At 61.3% G+C, this 17,021-nt stretch carries 18 protein-coding genes, 1 tRNA gene and 1 pseudogene; 17 read left to right on the top strand and 3 right to left on the bottom strand.

The features are described 5' to 3' along the window. Positions 1 to 111 precede the first annotated feature (111 nt). The 10 genes and pseudogenes from OP497_RS16760 to OP497_RS16805 all read left to right on the top strand — a co-directional run bounded on the left by OP497_RS16760 (position 112) and on the right by OP497_RS16805 (position 8,123). Complete coding sequence (locus OP497_RS16760) at positions 112 to 993, top strand: hypothetical protein (RefSeq protein WP_280550494.1); 882 nt, start codon at positions 112 to 114, stop codon at positions 991 to 993. 178 nt (positions 994 to 1,171) lie between these two features. Next, positions 1,172 to 1,555 (top strand): cupredoxin domain-containing protein, encoded by a 384-nt coding sequence (locus OP497_RS16765; protein WP_280550496.1) that lies wholly within the window; start codon positions 1,172 to 1,174, stop codon positions 1,553 to 1,555. 160 nt (positions 1,556 to 1,715) lie between these two features. Next, positions 1,716 to 1,928 (top strand): annotated as a pseudogene (locus OP497_RS16770) (IS1380 family transposase); the annotation flags it as partial. A gap of 414 nt (positions 1,929 to 2,342) precedes the next feature. Then, positions 2,343 to 3,065 carry a hypothetical protein gene (locus tag OP497_RS16775; RefSeq protein WP_280550498.1) on the top strand — a complete coding sequence of 241 codons (723 nt, stop codon included), beginning with the start codon at positions 2,343 to 2,345 and terminating at the stop codon, positions 3,063 to 3,065. Next, the gene (locus tag OP497_RS16780) at positions 3,028 to 3,276 is read left to right on the top strand and encodes a hypothetical protein (RefSeq protein WP_280550501.1); all 249 of its coding nucleotides are present in this window, start codon (positions 3,028 to 3,030) and stop codon (positions 3,274 to 3,276) included. Before OP497_RS16775 ends, OP497_RS16780 begins: the two co-directional genes overlap by 38 nt. A gap of 45 nt (positions 3,277 to 3,321) precedes the next feature. Beyond that, positions 3,322 to 5,214 carry a site-specific DNA-methyltransferase gene (locus OP497_RS16785; RefSeq protein WP_280550531.1) on the top strand — a complete coding sequence of 631 codons (1,893 nt, stop codon included), beginning with the start codon at positions 3,322 to 3,324 and terminating at the stop codon, positions 5,212 to 5,214. Continuing rightward, a complete protein-coding gene (locus tag OP497_RS16790) occupies positions 5,211 to 6,269 on the top strand; it encodes a virulence RhuM family protein (RefSeq protein WP_280550533.1) in 1,059 nt (352 codons plus the stop codon). Before OP497_RS16785 ends, OP497_RS16790 begins: the two co-directional genes overlap by 4 nt. Next, positions 6,269 to 6,427, top strand: coding sequence for a hypothetical protein (locus OP497_RS16795; RefSeq protein ID WP_280550535.1), 159 nt, complete (start codon positions 6,269 to 6,271; stop codon positions 6,425 to 6,427). The genes OP497_RS16790 and OP497_RS16795 overlap by 1 nt, the downstream gene beginning before the upstream one ends. Positions 6,428 to 6,431: 4 nt before the next feature. Beyond that, the gene (locus OP497_RS16800; RefSeq protein WP_280550537.1) at positions 6,432 to 7,886 is read left to right on the top strand and encodes an ATP-binding protein; all 1,455 of its coding nucleotides are present in this window, start codon (positions 6,432 to 6,434) and stop codon (positions 7,884 to 7,886) included. Positions 7,887 to 7,994: 108 nt separating this feature from the next. Beyond that, positions 7,995 to 8,123 (top strand): hypothetical protein, encoded by a 129-nt coding sequence (locus OP497_RS16805; protein WP_280550538.1) that lies wholly within the window; start codon positions 7,995 to 7,997, stop codon positions 8,121 to 8,123. Positions 8,124 to 8,453: 330 nt separating this feature from the next. Here OP497_RS16805 and OP497_RS16810 read toward each other — a convergent pair whose 3' ends face one another. Then, a complete protein-coding gene (locus OP497_RS16810) occupies positions 8,454 to 9,212 on the bottom strand; it encodes a hypothetical protein (RefSeq protein WP_280550540.1) in 759 nt (252 codons plus the stop codon). Positions 9,213 to 9,485: 273 nt separating this feature from the next. Then, positions 9,486 to 9,562 (bottom strand) — tRNA-Arg (locus OP497_RS16815). A gap of 130 nt (positions 9,563 to 9,692) precedes the next feature. On the opposite strand from OP497_RS16815, the gene OP497_RS16820 reads away from it, so the two are divergent. After that, complete coding sequence (locus OP497_RS16820) at positions 9,693 to 10,502, top strand: methyltransferase domain-containing protein (RefSeq protein WP_280550542.1); 810 nt, start codon at positions 9,693 to 9,695, stop codon at positions 10,500 to 10,502. Beyond that, entirely contained in the window at positions 10,499 to 11,524 is a 1,026-nt protein-coding gene (locus OP497_RS16825) for a class I SAM-dependent methyltransferase (RefSeq protein ID WP_280550544.1), read from the top strand. Before OP497_RS16820 ends, OP497_RS16825 begins: the two co-directional genes overlap by 4 nt. Here OP497_RS16825 and greB read toward each other — a convergent pair whose 3' ends face one another. Next, positions 11,525 to 12,064: a transcription elongation factor GreB gene (gene greB / locus OP497_RS16830; protein ID WP_280550546.1), complete on the bottom strand. Its 540-nt coding sequence runs from the start codon at positions 12,062 to 12,064 to the stop codon at positions 11,525 to 11,527. It abuts the gene before it with no gap. Positions 12,065 to 12,297: 233 nt separating this feature from the next. Between greB and OP497_RS16835 the strand changes: the two genes are divergently transcribed. From OP497_RS16835 to cysN, 5 genes are all read left to right on the top strand, one after another. Further along, on the top strand, positions 12,298 to 12,873 hold the full coding sequence (locus tag OP497_RS16835) for an NUDIX domain-containing protein (protein WP_280550553.1): 576 nt from the start codon (positions 12,298 to 12,300) through the stop codon (positions 12,871 to 12,873). A 1-nt stretch (position 12,874) separates the two neighbouring features. After that, on the top strand, positions 12,875 to 13,321 hold the full coding sequence (locus OP497_RS16840) for a DUF1249 domain-containing protein (protein WP_280550548.1): 447 nt from the start codon (positions 12,875 to 12,877) through the stop codon (positions 13,319 to 13,321). 50 nt (positions 13,322 to 13,371) lie between these two features. Continuing rightward, entirely contained in the window at positions 13,372 to 14,124 is a 753-nt protein-coding gene (locus tag OP497_RS16845) for a phosphodiesterase (protein ID WP_280550549.1), read from the top strand. A gap of 140 nt (positions 14,125 to 14,264) precedes the next feature. Continuing rightward, a complete protein-coding gene (gene cysD, locus OP497_RS16850; RefSeq protein ID WP_280550550.1) occupies positions 14,265 to 15,227 on the top strand; it encodes a sulfate adenylyltransferase subunit CysD in 963 nt (320 codons plus the stop codon). A gap of 196 nt (positions 15,228 to 15,423) precedes the next feature. Next, on the top strand, positions 15,424 to 16,863 hold the full coding sequence (gene cysN, locus OP497_RS16855) for a sulfate adenylyltransferase subunit CysN (RefSeq protein WP_280550551.1): 1,440 nt from the start codon (positions 15,424 to 15,426) through the stop codon (positions 16,861 to 16,863). Positions 16,864 to 17,021: the final 158 nt, after the last annotated feature.

Raw genomic sequence — 17,021 nt, forward strand, 5'->3', positions numbered from 1 at the left:
GACCAGGAGGAGGAAGCCGAGGCCGAGAACTGATCGGACTGGCCATCCATCGGTAATGACCGGACACCTTAGATCGGTATAAGGCGGACAGTTCTAATCGGGGTTGACACCTTGATCAACAAGGCGGTGATCGAGCAGGAAACCGGCAAGACCGTCTACTGGATTCTGCCTGGACCCAGAGCACTGAGCGAAGAGGTGTTCGGCACCCCGGGCGATCCCAAGCGTACCCTGGAGCCGATCCTGGCCGAGGTGGGCAAGCCGCCGATCCGTGAGCTTCTGAAGGCGTTGCCGATCCTGGTGGCGGCGCCTGAAGCGGCGCGCGAGACCAACGAGGCGGGAACCGAGTACACGGTGTTCTCGCAACCGACCCCCTTCAGTGACAAGGCCAGGCCGCTGCCCCCGGAGCAGAGCGGCCATTTCAGGACCACCCTTCTCGATCGTGTCGCCGAGGACCAGCCCGGCAAGCCGGGCGACACGCCCGACGAGGTGCAACTGGAAAGCGAGTTCCACGATCCGGCCGGCAACGCGTACCGGCTGGAATTCGATCACGTCGTACAGCCGCCCTTTCCCGGCTACGAGACCCAGGGTGGCGTCTTCATCGATGGCTACCTGCACGGCACCACGGGCACCGGTTCGCCGCTAATGCCCAAGGAGTATACCCGCGGGGCCTGGTGGGGCGTCGTTGACCTCTATGTCAACGACGAAAAGGTCGACACCAAGGTGGCTCATCTGATGACCACCGAAATCGTGCGCAAGCGCGATTACTCGTTGGCCCTGGATGAGGAGATCCCCCTGGAACGCAGCGCGCGCCACATTCCCGACCAGGAGCATCACACCCACCTGATCGTGATGCCGATCAAGCCGACGCCCGAGGGACCGGTCTTCGAGCCGGTGAACACGTCCTTCGAGCTCCCCAATGGCAAGAAGCAGCCCTTTATCCACATGATGTTCGAACAAGATCGCATCGTAGAGTGGGAACTGGGCAGCAGCTAGTCGAGCGATGACCTGTCCCGGCGGTTGCGACGAACCGCCGGGCATCATCATCCTTGCGAGCCCGCTCCCAGGCGCCATCGGCTTCAATGGGTGACATCCAAAGGTGGCCAGCCGGCTACCCGATATTGATGGGGGCGCGACACGTGCGACGAGTTCCACAACCAGGAGGAAAGCCGAGATGCCACGTCTGCTGATCGATACCGCGAAAGGCCGTATGGCCAGTATGCTGCTTGCCGTGGTCACGATGGTGGCAGGTTCTGCTGTCATGGCCAGCCAGTCGGAGACCGTCGAGATTACGATCACCGCCCAGCAGGGCTTCCAGTTCGAGCCCACGGAGCTCGAGGTACCAGTGGGTGCTGAGGTCGTCCTTGTCTTCGAGAATACGGGCATCATGGGACACAACCTGCATATTCCCGAGCTGGATGTGATGACGGAGACCATCACCCCGGGCGAAACGGATACCGTGGAATTCACAGTCGATGAAGCTGGTACTTATACCTTTCGCTGCGAAGTGCCGGGCCATGCGGAGGCGGGCATGACCGGTGAGTTGGTGGTGCAGTAGCCGGTGACGTCAGCCATCAAAGGCGGCGACATTTCCTCACACGGGGAGACGGCAGGGTTGAGAAAGCCAGGGGGAGGGAGCGGAAGCTTCTTTACCCCGCCTCATTCACCGGGCTGAGATAGAAAAGAAGATAGTGAGCAGTTTCTCTTGTAGAATCAGGATGTTCCTACCAGAACACGATTCAAGAGGACCACTCGCTATGGGTGAAAGCGTATCTCCCTGGATTCCGTCCTGCAACGGGTCCATCCGCGTTGAGCTCGACGGCCAGCGCACCACCAGCGACAGCGGTGCCTTGCTGCTGCGCGAAGCCCTCGACAACAGCGGTGTGATCGATGCGCCGGAGGACAACCTGGTCGATCGGCGCAACCCGCTGTGAATCCGTCATTCGCTGGCCCGTAGCTTCACGATGCCCGGTCAGAGCCCTCCTGAATGAGGCGGGTTGATATAATCTTCAGGGTATTGCCCAATCAGAATGACGAGATCGCCATAGAGGCGGCCAGGGAACTGCAGGGAGCCGCACCGTGGAGATCATCGACAACGTCAGCCGGCTGCTCGGCGACGACCTGAAGGACACCCTGCACCCCGGTGCCCGGCTCAAGATCGCAGCCTCCTGCTTCTCGATCTACGCCTTTGAAGCACTCAAGGATGAGCTGGAGGCGCTGATGACGACCAACCTGCTCAAGAGCTCTGTTGCCTCGTTTCGGCTGACCTTGGAGGGTCTGAGAAACAGCCATACCACCATCCTGGAGAAGATCGAGGCCTTGTCACCGCCACCGGCGACGACAACGTGCTCAACGCCCAGTCCAACGACGTCGCCTACCGCCGCGAGCAGCTGCGACGGCTGCAGGATGAAGTGGTGGAGATGGAGGACCTCAAGTCCGGCGTGTCGATCACCGACCTGGGGCTGAACGAGTTCCGCATGGACCTGCTGGGCTACATAAAGGAGAACGGCGACCTGAGCCGCATCCCCAACGGGCTACACACCGTCGTGCCCGCTCGGCCCGATAAGGGCCTGCAGCCTGGGGTCATCTTCACCCTGCGCAATCTCAATCAGCGGGTAGGTCACCATGAGAGTGGGCTGCAGCAGCAGAACCGCCTGCATCCTTTCTACCTGGTCTATATCAGCCACACGGGCGAGGTGATCAGCGACTACACCGAGGTCAAGCGCCTGCTCGACCTGGCCCGCACCGCCTGCAAGGGGCTGGGCGAGCCCGTCGAAGCCGTCTATCGCCCCTTCAACGAGGAAACCCACGATGGCCGGGAGATGCACGTTTATTCGGCGCTACTGGATCAGGCCATCCGCTCGATGATCGAGGTGAAGGAGGACAAGGACATCGACAGCCTGTTCAGCGGTGGCGAAACCACGGCCCTGGTCGATACCATCGAGGGGCTCGACGACTTCGAGCTTATCAGCTTTATCGTCATTCGCGAGGCGGGCTCGGCCATAGACACAGGCACGGGCACGGAGCGCCATGCGGCCAGCAGGGAAAGCGAGAATAAAGCACCATGACGGCACCCCGCTCTATCAGTACCCCGCCAAGACGCTGCTCGGCCGTGTGGTGGCCAAGCAGCGCATACTGGCGCATGTGCGGGCCACCGCCAAGCTCAGGGAGCGCCTGCGCAACTCGAAACAGTTCAACCGCAAGGTCGAGATCAACGCCGAACTGCGCTCGATCCGCCAGAGATTGGCCGATTATGCAATTGCCGACTATGACACCTGATCACGACCCATGGGGCACACCCGGGGCCCGGAGACACGCGACACCATGGACAAGCTGAAGATGCACTCGCCCAACCTGACCGAGGACAGTATCGCCAAGCTGGCCGAGCTGTTCCCCAGCTGCGTCACCGAAGCGCGGGATGAGCAGGGGCGAGTGAAAGAAGCCATCGACTTCGACCAGCTGCGCCAGGAGCTCTCCGACCATATCGTCGAGGGACCCAAGGAGCGTTATCAACTCAACTGGCCCGGCAAGCGGGAAGCCCTGCTGGCGGCAAATACGCCGATTGCTAAAACGCTTCGCCCCTGTCGGGAAGAGAGTGTGAGCTTTGATACCACCAAGAACCTTTTCATCGAAGGGGATAACCTGGAAGCCCTAAAGCTTCTTCAGGAGACCTATCTGGGCCGGGTCAAGTTGATTTATATCGACCCGCCCTATAATACAGGGCGCGAATTCATCTACGACGATGACTATCGCGAGTCATTTGACGACTACCTTGATTCGTCCGGACAGCGCGATGAAAAAGGTGGCAAGTTAGTTGCCAACACCGAAGCTAATGGGCGATTTCATTCGGACTGGCTATCTATGATTTACCCCCGGCTGCGGCTGGCAAAGAACCTTTTATGCGAAAACGGCGTGATCTTCATTTCCATTGATGATCATGAGGTTGACAATCTTAGAAAGCTGTGTGACGAGGTTTTCGGAGGGGAAAACTTTGTTGCACAAATCATATGGCAAAAAGTTTACGCACCAAAAAATTCTGCTTACTGGTTCTCAGAGGACCACGACTATATTCTGGTCTACGCCAAGGGTAGAGTATCATGGCGGCCAAATAAGCTGCCGCGAACGGCAGAGATGGAGGCACGCTACAAAAACCCAGATAATGATCCTCGCGGCCCTTGGAAAGCGGAGAACATAACTGCAAGAAATCGCTATGATGCAGGAGTTTACTCAGTTACAACCCCATCCGGCAGGGTGATTCCTGGCCCGCCCAGAGGTAGGTATTGGGTTATTGACGAAAAAAAATTCAATGCTCTAAATGAGGATGGAAGAATATGGTGGGGTGAAGATGGAAGTAATAGTCCAGCAGTTAAGCGTTTTCTGAATGAGGTTTCTTCTGGGCGCACACCTCAGAAAATCTGGTCTTACAAAGAGGTGGGTCACACCCAAGATGCCAAGAAAACGCTCTTAAAGTATATTGATTTCCAAGAGACGGAAAACGTTCTCAACTCGGTCAAGCCAGTTGAGCTAATACAGAGGATCCTACAGCTCTCCACATCGCCAGATGGCAACGATGTTGTTCTTGACTTCTTTAGCGGAAGCGCATCGACAGCCCATGCAGTGCTAAAGCAAAACTATGAAAATAGGGGGAGTCGCCGCTTCATCGGGGTGCAAATTCCCGAGCCGCTCCCCAAGCCTGAACCCGAGCTTGGCTCAATATTTGAAATGGGAATTAAGCGTATTAAGAACTACGCCAAAGAGGTCTCATCAGAAACGGATGACCAGAAGGCAGGCTCTCTCGATCTTGGCTTTCGCGTCATGAAGATTGATTCGTCAAACATGCGCGATATTCACTATTCGCCGGATGCTCTCAGCCAAGACCTGCTGTCGGAAAATATCGACAATATCCGCGAGGGCCGAAGTTCAGAAGACCTGCTCTTCCAGGTCTTGCTGGACTGGGGCGTAGACCTATCACTTCCCATCTCCCACCAGGAACTTGACGGAAAAACCGTTTTCTTCGTCGACGGGGCCGAGAAGCATATGTCACTGGCGGCCTGCTTCGAGCTGGATATCGACGAGGCATTCGTCAAGCAGCTCGCCAAGTATGAGCCGCTGCGCGTGGTGTTCCGCGATGCCGGCTTTGCAAGCGACAGCGACAAGATCAACGTCGAGCAGATCTTCGCCCAGAAGTCGCCCAATACTGAGGTGAAGGTGCTATGACTGAGGATAAGCATCCACAAGGTGGCCGGTTGATTCGCAACAGCACGGCGGAGTTTCTCATCTTCACCGCGCAGGAGGGTGAGCAAAGCATCGAGGCCCGCTACGAGGATGGCACCATCTGGCTTTCACAAAAGCTCATTGCCGAGCTTTTTGGGGTCACCAAGCCGACAGTCAACGAACACCTCAAGAATGTTTACCTTGAGGAGGAGCTCGCTCGGGAGGCAACCGTTAGGAAATTCCGAACGGTTCAGCAGGAAGGGCAGCGTGAGGTCGCGCGCACGCTGGAACATTACAATCTGGATGCCATTATTTCAGTAGGTTATCGCGTCAACTCGATCCGTGCGACGCAGTTCCGGCAGTGGGCAACCCAGGTGCTCAAGCGGTTCGCTGTCAGAGGCTATGTCATTGACAAGCAGCGAATGGAGAACGGCAGCTTTCTGGGGGAAGACTACTTCGAGCACTTGCTGGCCGAGATTCGGGAGATTCGGCTCAGTGAACGCCGTTTTTATCAGAAAATCACTGATATCTACGCCACCAGTGTGGATTACAACCCCGCAGCGCCGACGACCAAGGACTTCTTCGCCAAGGTTCAGAACAAGCTCCATTTCGCCATCCACGGCCACACCGCCGCCGAGCTGATCCAGGGCAGGGCCGATAGCAACAAGCCGCATATGGGCCTTACCTCACGGGGGAACGCCCCGGATGGCAAGGTGGTCAAGACGGATGTGGCCATTGCCAAGAACTACCTGGCACAGCAGGAGCTGGAGTCACTTGGGCGAATCGTCAATGCCTACCTGGATCTTGCCGAGGAGCGCGCTCGTCGCAATATCCCCATGACGATGGAGGATTGGGCAAGGCGTTTGGATATGTTCCTGGAATTCGATGATCGGGAGGTGTTGCAGGATAGTGGGAAAGTAACCGCCAAGCTCGCTAAGGCGTTTGCGGAAAGCGAATTCGAAAAGTTTCGCATCCTTCAGGATCGTCTATTCGAGAGCGATTTTGACCGCATTCTCAAGGACGGTGATACAGAGCAAGGCGGGGAGGGCGAGACTTAATGAAGCTCAAGTTCAATACTCAGCAATACCAGACAAGGGCAGTCGAGGCGCTGCGCGTGGTGTTCCGCGATGCCAGCTTTGCCAGCGACAGCGTCAAGATTAACGTCGAGCAGATCTTTGCCCAGAAGTCGCCCAATACCGACGTCAAGGTGATCTGAGCTCATGAGCATGGACGAGCAGGCGCTGAAGCAGCAAGTGGCGCAGAGCACCGAGCCCAGCGTCACCTTCCGCGACATTCACGAGCTGAAAACGCCAGAGGGTCGCGTGCTGCTGTTCGAAATACCGGGGGCACCGCGGGGCATTCCGATCGCCTGGAAAGGGCATTATTACGCCCGCGCCGGGGAGAGCCTGACCAGCCTTGGCCTGGACAAGCTGGATGCGATCCGGCGACAGACCGACACCACCGACTGGTCCGTGCAGCTGGTACCGAATGCCACGCTCGACCATCTCGACCCCGGAGCGGTCAGCAAGGCCCGAGAATCCTTTGCGAAGAAGTACGCCAACCGCTTCGAGCCCGACGAGGTGATGGGGTGGCCGTTGGCCACCTTCCTGGATCGCGCCAAGCTGACCCTCGACGGAAAGGTGACGCGGGCGGCATTGCTATTGCTGGGGAGAGAAGAAGCGGCGCCGCTGCTATCCCCCCATCCCGCTCAGCTGACCTGGAAGCTGGAGGGAGGGCCGGAGCGAGCCTATGAACACTTCACACCACCTTTTCTGCTGACGTCGACACAGCTGTATCAGCGCATTCGCAATATTCAGCTGCGGCTGCTGCCGCAAGACGAACTGTTACCCGTCGAGGTTTCCAAGTACGACCAGAAGATCGTATTGGAGGCACTGCACAACTGCATCGCGCACCAGGATTATGCCCGCAATGCTCGTGTGGTGGTGGTCGAACGCCCCGATCGCTTGATCTTCGAGAATGAAGGCAGCTTTTTCGATGGTGAGCCCAGCGATTACCTGGAGGGCCACCGGGTGCCGAAGCGCTACCGTAACCCCTTTCTAACCCAGGCCATGGCAGAGCTCAACATGATCGATACCATGGGCTACGGTATTCACGACATGTATTCCCGCCAGGCCAAGCGTTATCTCCCGTTGCCTGACTATGATCTGAGCGAGCCGGGTGCCGTCAGGCTGACCATTCATGGCGGCGTGGTCGATTCCGCTTACAGCCGCTTGTTGATTCAGAAGACTGACCTGTCCCTGGTCGATGTGCTGGCGTTAGACCGAATACAGAAGAAGCTGCCGATTGCCGATGATGCGGTGACTCGTCTCAGGCGGGCCGGCCTGATCGAAGGGCGGAAGCCAAATTTTCACGTCTCTGCCAGCGTGGCGGGGGCGACGGCCAGCAAAGCCGAATATATCCGGACCCGTGCCCAGGACGATGAGTTCTATGCAAAGCTGCTGAGGGATTATCTCGAAAAATTCGGTCAGGCGAACCGTTCGGATATCAACGCCTTGTTGCTGGACAAGCTCAGTGATGCGTTAGATCCAAAACAAAAATATAATAAAATCAGCAATCTACTTACAAAAATGAGACGGCGAGGTGTCATCGTCAATAAGGGGACTGACGCCGTGCCTTGTTGGCAGCTCGCAGATAGCCCTCAAAGAAAAACATAGAAGCATGCAGAGAGAAAATGACGAAAATTCTTTAAAATCAGTATCTTGCACCTCTCTGCATAAACGGCTTGCAGAGAGCTTGCAGAGAGAAGATCAACCAGGATCACCATGAAGCTCAAGTTCAAGACCCAGGCATACCAGACGCGGGCAGTCGAGGCGCTGGCGGACTGCTTTGCTGGCCAGCCCTTCAGCAGTGGTATCCGCTACCGCATCGACCCGGGCGAGGCCGAGACCTGATCGGACTGGCCATCCATCGGTAATGACCGGACACCTTAGATCGGTAGAAGGCGGACATTTCTAATCGGGGTTGACACGCGCATGACGTTCAGGTGGTAGGTAATCCTCCAGCGAGCGCCCCGTGGCGTCGGTGCCTGCTGAATCCAGCTTAATGTCAGCCAGTGGGGTTGAATATAATCTAACCTACTATGGGGCTGGAAAATTGCCACAAAATATTTTTTGGAGCGGGTGGGGGTGGGCCAAATTATGGGCAGGGCCAGGGGGCCCAACCCCGGGGGCTCCAAGCCCGCTGTCAGCTGGAGCCTAAACCCCTCTCCCCATCTGGCGAGATCAGTTATTTCTGACAGAGAAGTCGAAAGAGTGCTGCTCTCCGCCTACCGTTACAGTTAAGTTTAGGGTTCCTGGTGCATTACTTTCGCCAAGCTGCTCGGTGCGTATATATCCGCCATTCCTGTTTCCCGGGAAAACAGTCTCTGTAGCTAGTAAGACAGCTCTAGCATTTGCAATCTCTTGATTATGACTTTGACTTATACTGCTGATGTTTTGTTGCGTCTGAGCCTGGATGTTCGACTGTGCAACCGCTGCGGCAGTCGGGTTGTAAGTCGTACCACTGTAGGTCCCAGAGCCCTGTCCGACGTAGCCTTGCCTGCCGTAGTATTGGCTGGACATAGATCCGAAATGTTGCCGTTGGCCAGTGGCCGAAATAGACTGCCCCATGCCAGCTAATGCGGCATACATTGCCTGTGCATTTCGCTCGCCCTCCATCTCCGAAATGACTTCCTCGTGAGTGAAAACCCTTATCGGCTGCCCATTGAGTGAGGCAGTTATATTGCCTGGGCCGAAGTTGACAGGTTCGTTGTAGGTGTTTGTAAGGTAGACAAGGAAGCTTAATTGCTCGGTGGTCATTGCTAGGGAGGATGACGGAGCTACTGCCACCGAAAATTTCTTGTCAGAGAGCATTAGGGGTTGGCCGGCCACGTAAACCATTTCTTGCTCAGCCTTTGGCTGTGCTTGAATGCCCATCTGACTGGCACAGCCTGTCAGAGCCAGGACGAAAACTGCGGCTAAAAATAGTGCGCTTTTATTCATCATCACTCTTGTCCCTGGCTAAACTTATATTTTGTTGATGCCTCAGTGCGGTATTATACTGAGAAGCTCACCATGGCCCATGAGAATAGTACTTCGCCTTGTGCGGGGCCAGTGCTCAGATTCTCATCTACCCGGACCCGCCTGGCTACTCCACTGGCGGGGAGAGTTCGTTACCACAGTCGGCCGAATATCACCTATATGTCACCTAGTCTAACAGCCAACGAAAAACCGCCACCCGGGATATCCGTAAGCGGCTGTTTTTATGGACTATTCTGGTGCCCCCATCAGGATTCGAACCTGAGACCTTCCCCTTAGGAGGGGGACGCTCTATCCAGCTGAGCTATGGGGGCACGACGGGGCGCATTATAAGCGCCTGAACCGCCGAGATAAACCCGCCGTGGCCCGGGGCCTTGTCGCGGACCATGAGTCCGGCGGGAATCCCGGGTAGAATGCGCGGCAAACCCGCGACCGGTGGCCGGCATGTCAGACCCCGCTTCTCCTCTTTCTCCGGCTGGTGATCGTCACTTCGACGGCCTGGCCGACAAGTTCGCCGCGAGCCTCTATGGCGGGGCCCGCGGCGAGCTGCGTCTGGCACTGCTCGACCGCCTGCTGCCCGAAATGCTCGACTTGCACGGTCAACCACTGCTCGACGTGGGGGGCGGCCTGGGTCAGCAGGCCGAGTGGTTTGCCGTGCGTGGCCACGCCGTGACCCTGGCCGAGCCCTCCGGGGAGATGCTGGCCCGGGCTAGGGAATCGCTGGCGGGGCATGCAGTGAGCTTGTTGCAGGCCCCGCTCCAGGCACTGCCCGAGCTGGCGCCCGGCCCCTGGCCGCTGATCGCCTGCCATGCCGTGCTGGAGTGGCTGGCGGACCCGCGCCGGGCCCTGGCCATCCTGGCCAATCTGCTGGCACCGGGCGGGCAGCTCTCGCTGATGGTGTTCAACCGCGATGCCCTCAGGCTCTCCAACGTGGTCAAGGGCAACCTGGAGAAGGCCCTGGCCGACCGGCTCGAGGGCAAGGGGCTGCGCAAGCGGTTGACGCCGATCTCGCCGCTGACCCATGGCCAGGTCGAGGCCTGGAGCACCGAGAATAGGCTCACGATCCGCGAGGTGGCGGGCATCCGAGTCTTTGCCGACTACCTGCGGGAACCGCCGGAGAACGAGAGCGACCGCGAGCAACTGCTGGCGCTGGAGCAACGCTACTGCCGCGTCGACCCTCACTGGCGGCTGGGCCGCTACCTGCTCTATACCCTGGAGCGCCCCATACACTCCTCCGAGGAGGCCACCGCATGAGTGCCGAGACGCCCGTCTGCCAGCTGCTGGCGCGACAGAACGCCGACTACCGCGGCTGGCTGTGGGTGGCGCCGCCCCGGGACACCTGGCTGGAGGCCGGGGAGGGCAGCCTGCTCTCTGCCGATCAGGGCCTTCTCGCGGCCTGGTGGGACCATGGACTTCCAGCGCACTCACCCTTCGAGGGCGTCGAGTTGGCTCCGCCGGGGGCGGTGCTGTTTTGGCCGAAGAGTCATGCCCTGGGCGAATGGTGGCTGCTGTGGCTCTGTGCTCACTTGCCGCCGGGCACCCCGCTGCAGTTGGTGGGCGAGAATCAGGGCGGCATCAAGCGGGTGCTCAAGGCGCTCGCCGCCCTGGGGCTCGGCTGTCGCAAGCGGGACAGCGCCCGCCGCTGCGGCCTCTACGCCACCCGGCTGGACCGGGTGGGCATCGACCCGGACGAGGCCTGGACCGCCTTCGAGGCTAATCTGGGGAACGATACGCTGCGTCTGGTCAGCCATCCGGGCGTGTTCGGCCATGGCAAGCTGGATGACGGCACCCGGCTGCTGCTGGAGCAGCTCCCGAGACACTTGACGGAAGGGCGCTCGGCGCTCGGCGATGTTTTAGATATGGGCTGTGGCGACGGCATCCTGGCCGCCTGGCTGGCCCGGCAAGGGGCGCGGGTCACGGCAGTGGACGTCACTCACTTCGCAGTGGAGGCGACCCGGCGCACCTTGGCAGCAAATGGTCTCGAGGGCGAGGTCGTGGCCAGCGACGTCTACTCGGCGCTGGGGGGGCGACGCTTCGACGCCATCGTCAGCAACCCGCCCTTCCACCAGGAGCGGGCGATCGACTATGGCCCGGCGGGGCGGCTGATCCTCGAGGCGCCCGACCACCTGCGACCCGGGGGTCAGCTGCTGCTGGTGGCCAATGCCTTCCTGCCTTACCCGGATCTGCTCGAGCGCGCCTTCGGCGGGTTCGAGATCCTCGCTGATGACCGACGCTTCCGGGTCTATCGGGCGGTCAAGGTTCGATCGACGGCCTGATCAGGCCTGCGGGTCGCGATAGGTGATCTCGGTGATCACGTAGGTGGTCTCGCCGCCCGGGGCGGCCACCGTCACCTCGTCGTCCAGCGCCCGGCCGAGCAGTGCCTTCGCCAGCGGGGCGTCGACGCTGATCCAGCGCTTCGTGGTGTCGGTCTCGTCGTGGCCGACCAGGCGGATGCGCATCTCCTCGCCTTCCTCGTCCTCCAGGGTGACGAAGGCGCCGAAGAAGACCTTGCCGGTATCCGCCGGCAGGCGGTCCACCACGGTGAGCTCGTCGAGGCGCTTGGTCAGGTAGCGGATGCGCGCGATGACCCGGTTGAGCTCCTTCTTGTTGTAGGTGTAGTCGGCGTTCTCGCTGCGATCGCCCAGCGCTGCCGCCTCGCCGACCTTGGCCGAGAGGGCGGGGCGCTTGACCCGTGAAAGATGGTCGAGGATGCCGCGCAGCCGCTCGGCGCCCTCGGCGGTGATCAGGTTGCTCTTGGGTTCCTGGCGCGGGTCCTTGGCGGGGTCCCGCCAGCGCGTCATGTTGCGGCCTTTCATGGCGTTCCTCGCAGTCTCGTGTCTGGCGGCGAACATACGCCACGCGAGCGGTGCGGCCAAGGGGTTCGCAGCCGGGCCCGCGGGATTAAGCTCGCCCGCGGTTGGCATTCCCGCTCCCGGTCACGATAATGAAGCCTTTGCGCGACCCGGAGACCGGCATGAGCGAGACCTGCCCGCCCGCAGACGATCAGGACCTGACCCTCGCGGTGCCCTTCACGGCCGCCGATGTCGACATGGCCGAGCGTCGCTGCCTGCACCAGGGCTTCTTTCGGCTGGAGGAGCTCCACCTGCGCCATCGCCTCTTCGAGGGCGGCTGGAGCGGCAGAGTGGTGCGCGAGGTGCATCACCGTCACGATGCCGTGGGTGTGCTGCTCTACGACGTGGAACGCGACACCGTGGTGCTGGTCGAGCAGTTCCGTGCCGGTGCCCTCGACGACCCCGACTCTCCCTGGAAGGTGGAGGTGGTGGCGGGGCTGGTCGAGCGCGGCGAGAGTGTCGCCGAGGTGGCGCGCCGCGAGACCATGGAGGAGGCCGGCTGCGCGGTGGGCGAGCTGATCGAGCTGCACACCTACTACCCCAGCCCCGGCGCCTGCGACGAGCGGGTCACCCTGTTCTGTGGCCTGGTCGACAGCCGTGGCCTCGGCGGCGTGCACGGGCTCGACGAGGAGCACGAGGACATCCGCGTGCACGTGCTGCCGTTTACCCGGGCCTGGGAACTCCTGCAGGCCGGTCGACTCGACAATGCCATGTGCCTGATCGCCTTCCACTGGCTGGCCGGTGAACGCGCATCGTTGCGAGCAAGGAGGTAGCGTGCCGAGAAACGCCTATGTCACCGACCTGAAGACCCTGCAGGGCGAGTGCACTGCCAACTTCATTCGGCTGACCCGGCTGCTGGGCGACCTGGAGGTCGGCGAGACCCGCGAGGTCGAGCTGCACAACCATGGCCGTCGCCTAGGGGCCCTGTGCCTCAAGCTCCAGGAGCGAGCGCCCTATACCAGTATCGTGCGCGTCTCCCAGCGCGGGGTGCTCGATACGATGATCGACACCCCGCGCATGCGCGTGCATCTCTACCACGACGTGCGCATGGCCGAGGTCACCGACTTCCAGCGCCAGCGCCACTTCGATGGACGCTACCGCTATCCCAACTCGCGCATGCACCAGCCCGACGAGAAACTGCAGCTCAACCGCTTCCTCGGCGAGTGGCTCGACCATGGCCTGGCCCATGGCCACTCCCTGGACCTGCCCCAACTGCCCTGACTAAAAAGCTGCCCTGACTAAAAAGCTGCTCTGACCAAAAAGCTGCCCTGATGAAGAACGCCGCACCGATCCGACTGGTCCAGATTACCGACTGTCACCTGCAGGCCGACCCTGCGGCTCGTGCCCGGGCGGGCTTCCCGCTGCGCCAGCTGGAGGCGGTGGTGGCGGCGGTGAACCGCGAGCGGCCGGGGATGGTGCTGGTCACCGGCGACATCAGCCAGGACGAGTCGGCTGCCTCCTACCGGCTGGCGGAGCAGGCGCTGTCACGGCTCGATGCGCCCTGGTTCTGGCTGCCCGGCAACCACGACCAGCCGGCGCTGATGGCCGAGCGTCGCGAGTTGCCCGATGCGCTGGACCTGGGCAACTGGCGGGCACTGCTGCTAAATACCCGCGTCAGCGGCCGGGCCGGCGGCGAGCTGGGAGAGGCGGCCCTGGCGACCCTGGCCGAGCGTCTCGCCGCCGACGACCGGCCGACCCTGCTGGTGATGCATCATCCACCGCTGCCTGTCGGCTCGGCCTGGCTCGACGAGATCGGCCTGGCCGATGGCGAGGCCTTCTGGCGGGTCGTCGCCCCCCATCGCCAGGTGCGGGCGGTGTTGTTCGGCCATGTCCACCAGGCCTTCCATGGCGTGCATGCCCTGGCCGACGGCGAGGTGCCGGCCTACGGTTGCCCCTCCACGTCCGACCAGTTCCTGCCCGGTTCCTCGAGCTTCGCCCTCGACGAGGCCTCGCGTCCGGGTTATCGCCTCATCGAGTTACGGGATGGCGAGCTGGAGACCTGGGTGGAGCGCGTCGAGGCGTGAGGGGAAAATAGCCATAGTGGCTATAAAAAGATAAGTGGCTATAAAAAGATAGTTATTAATTCTTTTGGGTTATTATTGGCCCGGCGTTACCCTGTCTCGCATGATCTCAACCGCCCAACGTCATGCGAGGTAGCCGGGCCATGAGCAGTCTTCACGCACCGTCACGCGAGAGCGCCGTCGAGGCCGGCCTGGCCCCGTCGCCCGAGCGTCAGACTCATCTCCAGCAGCTCGAGGCCGAGTCGATCCACATCATCCGCGAGGTGGTGGCGGAGTTCGCCAACCCGGTGATGCTCTACTCCGTCGGCAAGGACTCCTCGGTGATGCTGCACCTGGCGCGCAAGGCCTTCTATCCCGGGCCGCCGCCCTTCCCGCTGATGCACGTCAACACCACCTGGAAGTTCCGCGAGATGATCGAGTTCCGCGATCGCATGGCCGCGGAATCCGGCATGGAGCTGATCGAGCACATCAACGAGGAGGGGCGCGCCGCCGGCATCAACCCCTTCGACCATGGCTCGAGCGGCTATACCGACGTGATGAAGACCGCCGCCCTGAAGCAGGCGCTGGACAAGTACGGTTTCGATGCCGCCTTCGGCGGCGCGCGCCGCGACGAGGAGGCCAGCCGCGCCAAGGAGCGGGTGTTCTCCTTCCGCGACCGGCACCACCGCTGGGATCCCAAGAACCAGCGCCCGGAGCTGTGGAACCTCTACAACGCCCGGGTCAACAAGGGCGAGTCGATCCGTGCCTTCCCGCTCTCCAACTGGACCGAGCTGGACATCTGGCAGTACATCCACCTCGAGGGCATTCCCATCGTGCCGCTCTATTACGCCGCGCCGCGTCCGGTGGTGGAGCGTGACGGCATGCTGATCATGGTCGATGACGAACGCATGCCGCTGGCCGAGGGCGAGGTGCCCGAGGAGAAGTGGGTGCGCTTCCGCACCCTGGGCTGCTACCCGCTGACCGGCGCCGTGGAGTCTCGGGCGGACACCCTGCCCGAGATCATCCAGGAGATGCTGCTGACCCGCACCAGCGAGCGCAGCGGCCGCGCCATCGACCACGACCAGGCGGGCTCCATGGAGAAGAAGAAGCGCGAGGGGTACTTCTAATTCGCTTAAGGCGAATTAGAAAGCCGGAAGCTCTAAGCTTGAAGCTGTAAGACAACCCAAGAGGAACTCCTGGCGGGGTTCGGAAAGCTTCAGGCATGCAGGTCACCGGCAAGGTTATCCAACGAAAGATATTCAGCGGTGAGTCAGGGAGCTCCGGGGTTCTTCCGGCTTACAGCTTCCAGCTACAAGGTGTGTTATGGCACATGCATCGGATTTGATCGCAGACGATATCGAAAGCTATCTGCGTGAACACGAACAGAAGGACCTGCTGCGCTTCATCACCTGCGGCAGCGTCGATGACGGCAAGTCGACCCTGATCGGGCGGCTGCTGCACGACTCCAAGATGATCTTCGACGACCAGCTGGCGGCGATCACCCAGGCCTCGAAGAAGAGCGGCACCACCGGCGAGGCGGTGGACCTGGCGCTGCTGGTCGATGGCCTGCAGTCCGAACGGGAGCAGGGCATCACCATCGACGTGGCCTACCGCTTCTTCTCCACCGACAAGCGCAAGTTCATCATCGCCGACACCCCGGGCCACGAGCAGTACACCCGCAACATGGCCACCGGGGCCTCCACGGCGAGCCTGGCGATCATCCTGATCGATGCCCGCTACGGGGTGCAGACCCAGACCCGCCGGCACAGCTTTATCGCCGACCTGCTAGGCATCAAGCACCTGGTGGTGGCGGTCAACAAGATGGACCTGGTGGGCTTCGACCAGGCGCGCTTCGACGAGATCGTCGCCGAGTATCGTGCCTTCGCCGAACAGCTGGCCGCGCCGGACATCCACTTCGTGCCGCTCTCGGCGCTCGAGGGCGACAACGTGGTCAATCGTAGCGAGCGCACGCCCTGGTACTCCGTCGATGGACAACCAGGCCCGGCGCTGCTCGAGCTGCTGGAGGGCATCGAGGTCAGTCGCGATCGCAACCTGACCGACCTGCGCCTGCCGGTGCAGGTCGTCAACCGGCCCGACCTGGACTTCCGGGGCTATGCCGGCACCCTCGAGGCGGGCATCCTGCGGCCGGGCCAGGCGATCAAGGTGTTGCCTTCCGGACGGACCTCGACCGTGGAGCGCATCGTCACCTTCGACGGCGACCTGGAGGCCGCCTGGCCGGGCCAGGCGATCACCGTGACCCTGGCGGACGAGATCGACGTCTCCCGGGGCGACTGGATCGTCGCCGCGGACGCCGAGGTGGCCATGGCCGATGCCTTCGAGGCCGACATCGTCTGGATGCATGACGAGGCGCTCGCCCCCGGGCGCCAGGTCGACATCCGCCTGGCCGGGCGCTCCGTGTCGGGGCAGGTCGGCGAGATCCTCCACCAGGTGGACGTCAACAGCCTGGCGCGCCACCCGGCCGAGCGCCTCGAGCTCAACGCCATCGCCCGCTGCCGGGTCGAGCTGACCGCCGAGGTGCCGCTGGATGACTACGGTACCAGCCCGGGCACCGGCAGCTTCATCGTCATCGACCGGCTCACCAACGTCACGGTGGGGGCGGGGATGATCCGCGGTGTCGCCCGTGCAGGTGGCCGGCCGACAGGCGAGGTGGACTGGGCCGGCTTCGAGCTGGAGCTCAACGCCCTGGTGCGCAAGTACTTCCCCCACTGGGAGGCGAAGGATATTCGCGAGCTGTTGCGGTAACTCCTCGTGATTGTCCTGAAAAGGGGCTCCAGGGACAGGTCGTAGCAGCGTAGACATCATGGATTGACCTGCCCCTCCTCAACGTCGTGGGTTACGTTGAGGAGGGACCTAAACGCAGAGCCACTATTGAGGGAGGCAGGTCATGACACAGTCTAACG

Source organism: Halomonas sp. 11-S5 (assembly GCF_029889825.1).
Taxonomy (GTDB): domain Bacteria; phylum Pseudomonadota; class Gammaproteobacteria; order Pseudomonadales; family Halomonadaceae; genus Halomonas.